Raw genomic sequence first — 11,696 nt, 5'->3', positions numbered from 1 at the left:
TCGTATGAACGGTATACTTCATTTACAGAAGAAGACTCTGGGTAAAGTAAGTCTTGGAGTGAAATTGAAGCGTGTGGTCTGGAATGTAACAGCAGTGATATTGTTTCGTCCTTTTATTACCCCGGTCTTTCGCAAATGGCGCATCCTCGTGTTGCGACTGTTCGGGGCAAAGGTGGCATGGGATGCCAATGTTTATGCTTCGGTGAAGATATGGGCTCCATGGATGCTGAAGATGGGACATAGGGCTTGTCTCGGTCCGGATGTAATCTGTTATAATCAAGATTGGGTAGTGCTTGAGGATGATGCTATCGTGTCTCAGTACTCGTATCTCTGCACGGCGGGTCATGATATAAGCCATGCCAATACTGCCGACAGCGGACTTATCACAGCCCCCATTCTTTTGTGTCAGGGTGCATGGGTAGGTAGCAGAGCGTTTATCGGTATGGGAGTAGGGCTTGGTGAGGGTGCTGTTGTCGGTGCCACCGCCTCCGTATATAAGAGTGTTGAACCGTGGAATGTCGTTGGAGGCAATCCCGCAAAAGTAATAAAGAAAAGAGTTTTGCCCGATGAATAAAATCTATGATTTGGAGGGAAAGAATAAGGCAATTGTTGTATTCAAGTTTTTTGCTGCATTGCTTATAACCTATTCACATATGGGCTTGTTGTTTCCTAAGTTCGGTGGTTTGGTTACAGGAGGGGCTATCGGTGACGGGGTGTTTTTCTTCTGTTCTGGATTTACGCTTTTTCTTGGCAGGGATGGAGGATTTCTGAACTGGTACAAGCGCAGAGTTGGCAGAATTTATCCGTCTATTATAATGTGGGCATTGTTGTCTGCCGTGGTTTTCGGCTGGGATTGGTCGGTTACGGATGTGATAACCACTCCAAGGTATTGGTTCATTCCTTGCATTATGGTTTATTATGTTATATTCTATGTGATTCGTCGTTTTATGATAAATCGCATGAATATGGTTTTTATAGGTTCGTTGGGCATTATAATCATATTGAGTTTTTTTGTTCTTGATATGGAACATTCGTGATGTATGCCCAAGTGTCGTTCATGCGGATTTATTATTTTATGTTCATGTTGTTGGGAGCAATTACGGCAATCGACTTGACTCGTGAAGATAATAATATGATATTCAGCTGTTTATACCGAATTTCATCGGGGGGGGTAAAAAGTGATGAAGAAGTTAAAAGGCCATATGTCAGTATAAAAAGATCGTTTGCATTGTTTTTTGTTTCAATTGTACTTTATTACGTATGTATGGCAATATATAAGCTCGGGCCGTTTTTTTGTAAGTTTCAGATTGTTTCGTTGATACCGCTGCTTCTTGCAATTTACTTTTTCTTTATGTTCTGTAGCTGTGAAAAGATGATAAAGGTGTTTGATAAGACTGTACTTGGAAATGTGGTTTATGCAATATCTGCTCTTACATTAGAGATCTATTTGGTACAATACGCATTGTTTACAGACAGTATGAATGGTCTGTTTCCGTTAAATATAATCATCACTTACCTTATAATATTCTGTATGGCGTACGTTTTGAAATGTCTGTCGCAAGTGTTTTCACAAATATTTGGTGGAGGAGATTTTGAAGTACGTAAAATATTCAAATTGTAGAATATATTGGTAAGTCAATATGGCCTTTGCATTAAACCGTGCCGAGTTGGCTCTGCTCGAAATTCTAAAAGAAGAGATTTCTGAAAAAGAAAATTTTGGAGGTCATATATTGTCTGTTGAAGCCTTGACGCAAGTGATGCAACTGGCTCAGGAACATACTGTTTCTGGATTAGTGGCTGATGCCGTAATAGAAGGCAGACTGACGGTTGCTCCGGTTATACAATCAAGAACAGAGACAGCAAAACTGATGCGGACAAGGATGAACCATCTGCGGATGTATCATAAGTTTGCAACAGTTATTGGCAGGCTTGCTATTCTGATGGACAAACATAATATCCGTTATGTCATGTTTAAGGGAATGGCGGTGGCTCGGTTTTATAAATCGTCTTATGCAAGAACTATGGGCGATGTGGATTTTTATGTTCCCGATAGTAGTTTTTATAAGGCTGTTTCTGTAATAGAACAAGAATGGCATATTGCGATAGATAAAGACGATATAGACAAGCATTTTTGTTTTGAGTATGAAGGTATCCGCCTCGAAATACATTCTCGGATAGAGACATTCGGCAATAACAGGCATCAGCGGTATTTTAACAGAATGATTGATGGAAGTATCGCAAATGAAAAAGTCTGTTTTGAATTGAATGGCATCGGTGTTGAAAGACAAGCTGTCTTTGTCTCTGTGCTTTCTCCCATAGAAGACCTTATTGTTGTTTTCAAACATTGGTTCAACCATCTGATAGTTGAAGGAGTCGGTTTGCGGCAGACGGTAGACTTGGCTGTTCTTTTGCAGTCTTATAAAGGAAAGACAGATAGAAACAGGTTGCAACATCATTTGACAGAAATTGGATATCTGGATGCTTTTCTGGCAATGGCAGCCATGATGAAAAAGTATTTCAGTTTGTCATGTGTTGACAATTTGTTTTTATTGAGTAAAAAAGATGAGATTTATGGCGATATGCTGATGGCAACGGTAATGGAGAGTGGAAATTTTGGAAAGTTGGCATACAAGAATCATTCTTTTGGAGTAATGAAAAGTTTTGAGACAGCTAAAATTGCATTACGGCATTGTGCAAAGTTCTTTTGGTTCGCTCCAACAGATATATTATGTCTTATGCCCAAAAGAATCGGCATTACACTGAAGCGGAGATTTGAGTTTTTGGAAAAATCAATGATATTTTTATGAATAATACTATCGCGGCCATCGTCTTGACAAAGGATGAGGAGAAACATATTGCACGTTGCATAGAATCGCTGAAAGGAATTTGCGAAGAAGTGTTTGTTATAGATTGTTTCAGCACGGACAACACTAAAGTTGTGGCAGAGTCACTTGGGGCGAAAGTTTATCAACATCCTTGGAAAAACTATGCGACACAGTTCAATTGGGGACTTTACAACTGTCCGATAACAGCAGATTGGGTTTGGCGTATTGATGCCGATGAATTTTTGGATAACGGGTTAGGGCAGAGTGTAAGGAAAGCGATAAGTAAGTGTGATGACGATGTGAATGGTATTTATGTTCGCAAGCGTATCGACTTCATGGGGCGTCCTTTGAAGCATGGGGGATGGTATCCCAGTTATCATTTGAAAGTTTGGCGCAGAGGACATGGTGAGTGTGAGAACCGTTGGATGGATGAGCATATCTGCATTTTCGACGGACGTGTCATTACAGTAGAGCAAGGCGATCAAGTGGATGCCAATCTCAATGACTTGACGTGGTGGATGAACAAGCACAATGGGTATGCGACAAGAGAAATGGCAGATATGTTGATGATGGAATATGGACTGGATGCATCTTCGCAAGAGGTTATGCCTAAGTTCTTTGGGACAGAAGAGCAGCGCAAGCGTTGGCTGAAAGTGAAATATATCAAGGCTCCTTTGTTTATTCGCCCTTTCATCAATTTTACAATCCGTTATATATTCAAGGCAGGTTTCCTTGATGGCAAGGAGGGATTTGTATGGCATTTCTTACAAGGTTTTTCTTATCGCTTCTTGGTTGATGCCAAGATCTTTGAATTAAAAAAGAGATTTGGATTTGATGATAATAAAATAAAGGCTTATTTGAAGAAAACATATCTGTCTTGATATTCTTCAAAAGATTTTTATCCATGGACAATACTTATGAAAGTATCGATTATAACAAGTTGTTTCAACCGTGAGCGGACTATCCGTGGTTGCATAGAGAGTGTGTTGGGGCAGGACTATCCGGATATAGAGTATATCGTAGTCGACGGTGCCTCGACAGATAATTCGCTCGCTGTGATAAAGGAATATGAGGACAGAATAACGCACATCGTTTCCGAGCCGGACAGGGGGATGTACGAAGCCATCAACAAGGGAATACGCATGGCAACGGGTGACATCATCGGACTGGTACACTCAGACGATTTTCTGTATTCGCCGAACACTATCAGCCATATTGTAGAACGGATGTGTCAGACCGGGGCAGATTTTCTGTATGGCGACGGTCTGTTTGTCACTCCTGGCGACACTGACAAGGTCGTGCGTAACTGGATTGGCGGTGACTACCGTTTGTGGAAAGTGCGTCACGGATGGTTGCCGTTGCATCCTACGTGCTATATCCGCCGTGAGGCTATTGCCAAACGGGGATTGTATAATGAGACCTACAAAATAGCCGCCGACTCCGATTTCCTGTTCCGTTATCTGCTCGGTGGCGATCTTACTGTGACCTATCTGCATGAGTATATCGTCCGTATGCGTATGGGCGGATTGAGCACTGACGCCGCCAAGCGCAGGCAGATGTGGATGGAGGACATACGTATGTACCGTTCGCACGGGATGAATCCTACCGTTACGAAGTTGGAAAAGATGATGTGGAAAGTTCCGCAGTTTTTATTGGCAAAGTTCAAATGAGTGATTTCGGTATGTGTCGGATATAGCGATGGGTTGCAATAATATATAATGTTGTGCTGCTGTATATGTGGTGGAAGGTAATTATAGGGCTTTTTGTTCTTGTTTTCGTAGCTTTTCTTTGCCTTGTTATGAAGATGGCAAAGACGGAGGCAGAAGAGTTTGAACACGATCTGAGAGAAGCGGACAAGTATAGGGTTGGAGAATGAAGCAAATACAGCTTTACGATTATCAGCAAGACATGAAAGAACGGATAGAGAGGGCTTTTGAAACCTTCCGCTCCGTGATGGTCCAAATGCCTACAGGCACTGGGAAAACGTATCTGTTGGCTTCTGTCGTGTCCGAATTTCTTTCATGCAGCAAGGGCAAAGTCTGGATTGTCACGCATCGCATGGAACTTGTGTCACAGATACAGGACACTATTTCAAAATTCTCATTGGCCGGCGATTTGCGTGTCCGGGTGCTTTCCATCCAGTGGCTGTCACGACATTATCGGGATTTGAATGACGAACCGGTTCTGATAGTGATAGACGAAGCCCATCATGCTTTGGCTGATACCTACAAAGAGTTGATTGTTGCCCATCCGAAGGCGAAGAAATTGGGATTGACTGCAACTCCATGCCGGTTGGACCGTAAAGGATTTACAGACCTGTTTGATGTTTTGCTGCAATCGTGGTCCGTGGACAGATTCATTGCTGAGGGCCATTTGTCGCTTTACGATTATATGTCGGTAAAGCCCGACAGTGAAGATGTCAGGATGGTTAGCAGTTTGAAAAAGCGGGGTGCTGACGGTGACTATTCCATTAGGGAGATGAGTGAGAAACTCGATGTCAGACCCAGTATTGAACGACTCTGCGATACTGTGCTGCGATATGCCGGATGTAAGAAAGGCATAGTATATGCAATTGATATCGGGCACGCCGGACATATAGCCGACTGTTACAGGCAGAATGGTATCAATGCAGTGACAATAAGCAGCAAGACAAAAAAGAACGAACGGTGTTCGATAGTGGAGCAATTCAAGGCCGGACATCTTGACGTTCTTGTGAATGTAGACCTATTTGGTGAAGGTTTCGATTGTCCTGATGTCGAATTCATACAGTTGGCCCGTCCTACGCTGTCGTTGTCAAGATATCTGCAACAGGTAGGGCGTGGATTGAGGGTTTTCCATGGCAAGAAGTTTTGTCTGATACTTGACAATGTCGGGTCGTATCGTCTGTTCGGTCTGCCATCAGACCATCGTGACTGGCAGGCCATGTTCGATGGCCGGACTACAGGTAAGGCTGTCGTTGATGTTGAAGAAGAGGCACTATGTCAGTCGATGTCGGCAAGTCAGGAATATTACAGGATAACCGGAACCGGGCATACCGAAATGATAACTCTGCTCACACATGACGGCCAACGGTGTCTGTTGGATGCAACCTTTGGTTATCATGTAATGACGGGTATCGACGGTAAGCAGGGGGTGGCCGATAAGTATGGTCGTGAGACGGTGCCATATACATATAATAAGGTAGAGCTTTTCCCTTACGGATTTGCCCGACTTCGTTCACGGCGTAAGGCTGACATCGAACGTCCGTGGATAGATCTTGTAAACGGAGTGAGGTTTGCTGTGCGACCGAAAACCGTTAGGGCGGGATTTCTTGAAATGAGCACCTCTGACGGCTTCCGGCTGTATCCACGTGTTCATACCCGGCTGATGGACGAGGATTCTTACACTACTGCCGCCATGCTACGGTTCGGCATAGGTGTCGGATTGAGATTCAATAACTACTATGTGCAGTCATCAGAGCCGACCAAACTCTATATCTTCAAGGAGAAAGTATACAATATGACCTTGTTTGCTGACGAACAGGGCCGTTTTTTCTGTAAAAAAGACAATGAACCGGAAATGAGGCTTGTAAGTCCGGCAGAGTGGGAGACGGCAAAGGCAGGAATGGACAGGCGGATGGAGGTGTTTGTCGGTGATGTGAAAAGAAGCCGTGAGCATGGTGTGTTTCGGCAGTGTCCGGGATGGGTTGTTGAAAATAAGTACTGTCTCGGCAATTACGACGAGCTTCCAGGATTCAAGATAATGCCGGATGTGGTGAAAGGGCGGTTTGAGCTGGTGGAAAGATGTGACGGCAGGGTGTTCAGGCCAATGTCGGATGAATGGAAATATATATCCGCTCCGGCTTTCGGCCTGCGTGTAGGGCAGAAGACCAACGGCAAGTTTCAGGTGAGAACGGATAATGGTCGATGTATTCCCGGATTTCGAGAGGAGTTTGACTTTGCAGAGTTGTTGGACGGTGGTTTCATACACATTGTGGAAAATGGTTTGGAGTATTGGGCTGACATACAGAACAAGTGGCGGTATTTCAGCAAACCGGAATTTTTCAAGGATGGTTTTCTTTATTTAGTCAGGTTTGACAATATTTACATTATCCGTAATGTATTTTCGCTCAGTGGTATTGCATTTATGAAAGACGAACTTAAAACCGGCAACGGGATTTGTTTCCTTTCTGGCAACAGGCTTATCCTGAAAAGCAATTTACGTACTGTATTCAAGGTGGTGAGGCGATATGCAGACAACAGGCATTTCGATATTTGCAGTTGGAACAGGACGGATGGTGCTGAAGTCCTTTTGTATTATGACGGGGTTAATGAACCTAAGATAATGAAACGCCATGCGGAATAAAATAAAAAAACAGCGGCTGTGAATTCACAGCCGCTGTTTTTTTATTTTATTCCGCATGGCGTTTGATATTTCGTGCATGTTTATGTTTTTGTGGTGGAAATGCTGCATGATCCGTTCCTGCCGCGGAGAAACTGTTCGAGTTTGTCTTTTATCGTTTCCGGTTGGTGTTCGTTATGACAGAGTTGTTCCATGGGGCACCATCCTGTGCCGGTACGGTTAAGGATATGGTCAGTTTCGGTTTCAAATTCTACGGTAATGCCATGTTCGCGTAGCATAGCCAGTGCAGGAGTGCTTATTATATCGGCATAGATATGATCGGCACCACCGAGAATCAGCAATGCAGCGGCGGCCTTGCCGACAACTTTGTCAGCAACGAGGGCACCGCAAAGCAGTTTCGGTTCGTTCTTCAGTGTTATAAACAAATCTGCGATGCCGCGTCTTCTGAACGTGCGTATTATGCCACTATTGGATATCACGCACGAACATTGCTCGCCATGCAGTATTTCTGTCAATCGATTAATCATATTTTCCCACCTTTTTTCAATTGCTCCACATATTTGTCTATGATGTGTAACTCATGTGGAATTTTTATGTTTTGCGGACAATGTGGCTCGCACTGTCCGCAACCTATGCAGTGGGCTGCCTGTCGCAGACGTGGCACGCTGCGGTCGAGTCCTATCAGATATTCGCGGCGCAGACGGTCGTAGTCTTTGTCCTTGTTGTTGTGTGGCAGACGTCCTTCGTTCTTGCACTTGTTATAGTGTACGAATATTCCCGGAATATCCACTCCATATGGGCATGGCATACAGTATTTGCAATCGTTGCACGGTATGGTCTCCATATTGACCAGTTGTTCGGCTATGCTTTGCAGGAATTTGTCCTCGTCGGCTGTTATCGTATGTAGCGGACTGTATGTCTTCAGATTGTCTTTCAGATGTTCCATATATGTCATACCGCTAAGCACAGTAAGTACCCCGTCAGGCGTGCCGGCATATCTGAAAGCCCATGATGCTACGCTGTTTTCAGGAATACGTTTTTTCATTTCTGTGACTATATATTGTGGAACATTGGCCAATCGGCCACCAAGTAGCGGCTCCATGATGACAGCCGGTATTCCACGCTTTTTCAGTTCTGCATACAGATATGAGGCATCGGTGTTGCGTGGGTTTATCTCATCGGCATATTCCCAGTCAAGATAGTTCAGTTCTATCTGAACGAAATCCCATTTGTATTTGTCGTGCATGGATAGCAGATAGTCGTATACCTTGATGTCACCATGATATGAGAATCCGAGATTGCGTATACGTCCGGCACGGCGTTCCTCGATGAGAAAGTCGAGCATTCCGTTGTCTATGTATCGTGCGTTGAGAGCTTCCATGCCTCCCATACCGATGGCGTGCAACAGATAATAGTCTATGTAGTCGGTTTGCAGTTCCTTGAACGAGTTGCGGTACATCTTTATCGACTCCTCGCGCGACCAGGTCTCTTTGTTGAAGTTGGAAAGTTTTGTGGCCACATAGTAGCTCTTGCGCGGATGGCGGCTCAGGGCTGTTCCTGTGGCGCGTTCGGAAAAACCGCCACTGTAGGCTGGCGAAGTGTCGAAATAGTTCACGCCGTGTTCTATGGCATAGTCAACGAGGCGGTTTACCTTTTCCTGGTCAATCTTGACGTTACCTTCTGTTGCTGTGCCTTCATCCGGTTCGGGCAGGCGCATCATTCCGAATCCTAAGAGCGAGACCCGGTCGTGGGTAGTAGGATTTACCCGATAGGTCATTCTGTCTTTTGGCGGTTCGGTTTGATTGGTGTAGTCGTCGTTTGGGAATTCATTTGATTTTGGCTTTTTGCAGCCGGTGAGTGTGGCGGCTGCAGCGGCCGTCCCGATACCGAAAAGTTTCAAGAACTTACGGCGCGATATGTTGTTTTCGTTATCACTCATTATTCTAAGTTTTTTGTGGTTCATATTACCGGTGTTGTCTGACAATGAGTTGTTACAGGCAAATCTCAAATGGTTTTGTGCACTTCGTGTCCTTCTACATATATGGCAGGGAACGGTCGTGCCGGACACAGATTCTCGCATGCTCCGCAACCGATGCATCGTGTCTCGTTTATCACCGGTATCTTGGGCGACTGTTCGTTGTCCGGTTCCGACGGCACCATCTCTATTGCTCCTGTGGGGCAGTGGCGGGCACAGTTGCCGCACTCCACGTGGTCGGTCAGCGGTACACAGTTTTTCTTTATCCATACGGCATGCCCTATCTGTATGGCCGACTTGTCTGATGGAGTAATCTTTCTTATGGCTCCTGTGGGGCATATATTTGAACATCGTGTACATTCCGGACGGCAGTAGCCGTGTTCGTATGACATCATCGGTTGCATCAGCTTTGTCAGTTCAGTCGAAGGGCGAAGTACTCTGTTTGGGCATGCTGCCACACAGAGTTGGCAACCGGTGCAGTGGCGTGCCATGTGTTGTGCGCTGAGGGAGCCTGGGGGCGTGAGCGGTGTCTGACGTTCGGGGGCTGCTTTGTTTTCTATCTTTGCCAGTCCGCCGTCTACCTTTTTCTTCTCCTGCGCCATGGCTGACGTTGCAGCCAAAGTTGTGGCAAGAAGGAAAGAACGGCGGCTTTCTCTTGCTTTTGTGTCGTTCTCTTTCTTTTTTTCTTGAGAGTCGGCCTTTCCGAAGCTGATGGCACCAAAACTGCATTTGCCTATGCAGTCACCGCATACAACACAGCGTGTCGGGTCGATGGCGTGGTTCTTTACATCGATGCACGATGCCTTGCAGTTGTTGGCGCATGAGCCGCAATTGCGGCATTTGTCAGTGTCGATTCGTATTTTCATCATGGAAAACCGCGATATCGCTCCAAGCAGTGTGCCCACGGGACATATTGTGTTGCAGTATGTGCGGCCGCTGCGCCATGCAAGTGTTACGACAGTGAGCAATGTGGCTATGGCTATGATGAATGTAGGCATGCTCTTTATCCATACATCAGTGGTGTAGAATGCGTAGCTGTCCATACGTTCGGCAACGTTTGCAAGAACATTATTGCCGAATTGCCATAGCGGCTGGAACAGGTTCGAAGCAATTCTTCCGTAGGCACTGTATGGCTCAAGCATTGCTACTGCCGAACCGATACCGGCCACAAATGCTACTATCATGACGCCAAGTATGGTATAACGAAGCCATGATATGGCTTTGGAATAGGAATATGGGCGCTTGCGACCGTGATTGTGCAGCCATGCTACTGCATCCTGAAACACGCCAAGCGGACATATCACCGAGCAATATATTCGTCCGAACATAAGCGTTAGCAGCAACGGTATCAATGCGAGAGCTGCGTTGAAGAGCAGTGCCGGAACCAGTTGTATGTGGGCCATCCAGTGCAGCCATCGGTGGATGGTGCCAGTAAAGTCGAGGAACAGCAGTGTTATGCCGGTAAAAAATACTATGGCAAGCGTTGTTCTAATCTTTCTTAACATGATTTATCTGTGTATTTGTTGGTTATTTCCTGTCATTCTTACTATCAGTATGCTCAGTTCGTACAGCAGCCAGATGGGCATTGACACGACGAAGAGTGTGAAGACATCTGTGGTGGGGGTGATAATGGCGGCTACGATGACAATGGCCACTATGGCGTGACGCCGGTATAGGGTCATCATGCGGCCGTTTATTATTCCCATGCGGGCCAGAAGCCAGCTGACTATCGGCAGCTCGAACATTACACCTATCACAAGGCACATTGTTATCAATGTGTCCATGTATGACTGTAGGGTGAGCATGTTGTCCACATCCGTACTTACCTGATATGTTCCGAGGAAGTGTACCGTGAGCGGAAATATAAGAAAATAATTGAGAAGTGTACCGAGTATGAACATCACGTAGGCGCTCATTGTTATCTTTATGGCGATGCGTCGTTCGTTTTCATATAGAGCGGGAGCTACGAAACCGAACAGAACGTAGAGCACGTAGGGAGAGGAAAGCAGCAGTCCTGCATAGAGTGCTGTCTTCATGTGTATCATGAACTGCTCGGTCAGTCCGGTGTTCATCAGATGCAGCGTGAACGGCTCGGTATCAAGCAGACGATAGGTTACGAAATTGCTGTTATGCGGGGCAAGCACGATGTCAAAGAGCGTGTCTTTCATGCAGAAAGCCAAGGCCCCCATTGCTATCGTTATCATAATGATGCGTATCAGGCAACTGCGCAGTTCGTCAAGGTGGTCCCAGAACGTTGTCGTGTTCTCTGCTTTTCCGTTCATTTGTCTTCAGGGCTGTCGCTCTTGGTCTTTTGGGTATCTTTTGTACCGTCAGCTGTACCGTTCATACCGTCTTTGAAGCTTTTCACTCCTTTTCCCAGACCGTTCATCAACTCGGGAATCTTCTTCCCTCCGAAAAGCAATAATATGATGAGGGCTATCACAAGCACCTCTTGCATTCCAAGTCCAAACATATTGTTATCAGTTTTAATTTTTTATACTATTTGCAAATGTACTGAATAAAAACGGTTATTGTCGTGTATATTTCATTGATTT

General features: G+C 45.3%; 11 protein-coding genes. 6 read left to right on the top strand and 5 right to left on the bottom strand.

Going from position 1 to position 11,696, the window contains the following annotated elements:
- The first annotated feature begins 4 nt into the window (after nt 1-4).
- The 6 genes from HPS55_RS02820 (at nt 5) to HPS55_RS02795 (ending at nt 7,169) form a co-directional block, all read left to right on the top strand.
- Nucleotides 5-574: an LbetaH domain-containing protein gene (locus HPS55_RS02820; RefSeq protein WP_172175782.1), complete on the top strand. Its 570-nt coding sequence runs from the start codon at nt 5-7 to the stop codon at nt 572-574.
- The gene (locus HPS55_RS14180) at nt 567-1,037 is read left to right on the top strand and encodes an acyltransferase family protein (protein ID WP_253947645.1); all 471 of its coding nucleotides are present in this window, start codon (nt 567-569) and stop codon (nt 1,035-1,037) included. The genes HPS55_RS02820 and HPS55_RS14180 overlap by 8 nt, the downstream gene beginning before the upstream one ends.
- 603 nt (nt 1,038-1,640) lie before the next feature.
- Nucleotides 1,641-2,807 carry a nucleotidyltransferase family protein gene (locus HPS55_RS02810; RefSeq protein ID WP_172175780.1) on the top strand — a complete coding sequence of 389 codons (1,167 nt, stop codon included), beginning with the start codon at nt 1,641-1,643 and terminating at the stop codon, nt 2,805-2,807.
- Entirely contained in the window at nt 2,804-3,706 is a 903-nt protein-coding gene (locus tag HPS55_RS02805; protein WP_172175778.1) for a glycosyltransferase family 2 protein, read from the top strand. The genes HPS55_RS02810 and HPS55_RS02805 overlap by 4 nt, the downstream gene beginning before the upstream one ends.
- Before the next feature lie 36 nt (nt 3,707-3,742).
- The gene (locus HPS55_RS02800) at nt 3,743-4,495 is read left to right on the top strand and encodes a glycosyltransferase family 2 protein (RefSeq protein WP_172175776.1); all 753 of its coding nucleotides are present in this window, start codon (nt 3,743-3,745) and stop codon (nt 4,493-4,495) included.
- Between the two features lie 202 nt (nt 4,496-4,697).
- The gene (locus tag HPS55_RS02795; RefSeq protein ID WP_172175774.1) at nt 4,698-7,169 is read left to right on the top strand and encodes a DEAD/DEAH box helicase; all 2,472 of its coding nucleotides are present in this window, start codon (nt 4,698-4,700) and stop codon (nt 7,167-7,169) included.
- A gap of 80 nt (nt 7,170-7,249) precedes the next feature.
- Here the strand turns inward: HPS55_RS02795 and HPS55_RS02790 are convergent, their stop codons facing one another.
- From HPS55_RS02790 to tatA, 5 genes are all read right to left on the bottom strand, one after another.
- Nucleotides 7,250-7,693, bottom strand: a complete 444-nt coding sequence (locus HPS55_RS02790) for a DUF1893 domain-containing protein (RefSeq protein WP_172175772.1) — start codon at nt 7,691-7,693, stop codon at nt 7,250-7,252.
- Nucleotides 7,690-9,105 carry an aldo/keto reductase gene (locus HPS55_RS02785; RefSeq protein ID WP_172175770.1) on the bottom strand — a complete coding sequence of 472 codons (1,416 nt, stop codon included), beginning with the start codon at nt 9,103-9,105 and terminating at the stop codon, nt 7,690-7,692. Before HPS55_RS02785 ends, HPS55_RS02790 begins: the two co-directional genes overlap by 4 nt.
- A gap of 65 nt (nt 9,106-9,170) precedes the next feature.
- On the bottom strand, nt 9,171-10,646 hold the full coding sequence (locus tag HPS55_RS02780) for a 4Fe-4S binding protein (RefSeq protein WP_172175768.1): 1,476 nt from the start codon (nt 10,644-10,646) through the stop codon (nt 9,171-9,173).
- Nucleotides 10,647-10,649: 3 nt separating this feature from the next.
- The gene (gene tatC, locus HPS55_RS02775; protein WP_172175766.1) at nt 10,650-11,423 is read right to left on the bottom strand and encodes a twin-arginine translocase subunit TatC; all 774 of its coding nucleotides are present in this window, start codon (nt 11,421-11,423) and stop codon (nt 10,650-10,652) included.
- Nucleotides 11,420-11,614: a twin-arginine translocase TatA/TatE family subunit gene (gene tatA, locus HPS55_RS02770; protein ID WP_172175764.1), complete on the bottom strand. Its 195-nt coding sequence runs from the start codon at nt 11,612-11,614 to the stop codon at nt 11,420-11,422. Before tatA ends, tatC begins: the two co-directional genes overlap by 4 nt.
- Nucleotides 11,615-11,696: the final 82 nt, after the last annotated feature.

It is taken from the genome of Xylanibacter rodentium (assembly GCF_013166575.1).
Classification (GTDB): domain Bacteria; phylum Bacteroidota; class Bacteroidia; order Bacteroidales; family Bacteroidaceae; genus Prevotella; species Prevotella rodentium.
Note: the sequence above shows the minus strand (reverse complement) of the source record. Positions and strands in the feature narration are given on the sequence as shown.

Bases quoted from the DNA above. Each gene is read 5' to 3' on its own strand.
- HPS55_RS02820 (WP_172175782.1), top strand. From the start codon at position 5: ATGAACGGTATACTTCATTTACAGAAGAAGACTCTGGGTAAAGTAAGT.
- HPS55_RS14180 (WP_253947645.1), top strand. From the start codon at position 567: ATGAATAAAATCTATGATTTGGAGGGAAAGAATAAGGCAATTGTTGTA.
- HPS55_RS02810 (WP_172175780.1), top strand. From the start codon at position 1,641: ATGGCCTTTGCATTAAACCGTGCCGAGTTGGCTCTGCTCGAAATTCTA.
- HPS55_RS02805 (WP_172175778.1), top strand. From the start codon at position 2,804: ATGAATAATACTATCGCGGCCATCGTCTTGACAAAGGATGAGGAGAAA.
- HPS55_RS02800 (WP_172175776.1), top strand. From the start codon at position 3,743: ATGAAAGTATCGATTATAACAAGTTGTTTCAACCGTGAGCGGACTATC.
- HPS55_RS02795 (WP_172175774.1), top strand. From the start codon at position 4,698: ATGAAGCAAATACAGCTTTACGATTATCAGCAAGACATGAAAGAACGG.
- HPS55_RS02790 (WP_172175772.1), bottom strand. From the start codon at position 7,693: ATGATTAATCGATTGACAGAAATACTGCATGGCGAGCAATGTTCGTGC.
- HPS55_RS02785 (WP_172175770.1), bottom strand. From the start codon at position 9,105: ATGAGTGATAACGAAAACAACATATCGCGCCGTAAGTTCTTGAAACTT.
- HPS55_RS02780 (WP_172175768.1), bottom strand. From the start codon at position 10,646: ATGTTAAGAAAGATTAGAACAACGCTTGCCATAGTATTTTTTACCGGC.
- tatC (WP_172175766.1), bottom strand. From the start codon at position 11,423: ATGAACGGAAAAGCAGAGAACACGACAACGTTCTGGGACCACCTTGAC.
- tatA (WP_172175764.1), bottom strand. From the start codon at position 11,614: ATGTTTGGACTTGGAATGCAAGAGGTGCTTGTGATAGCCCTCATCATA.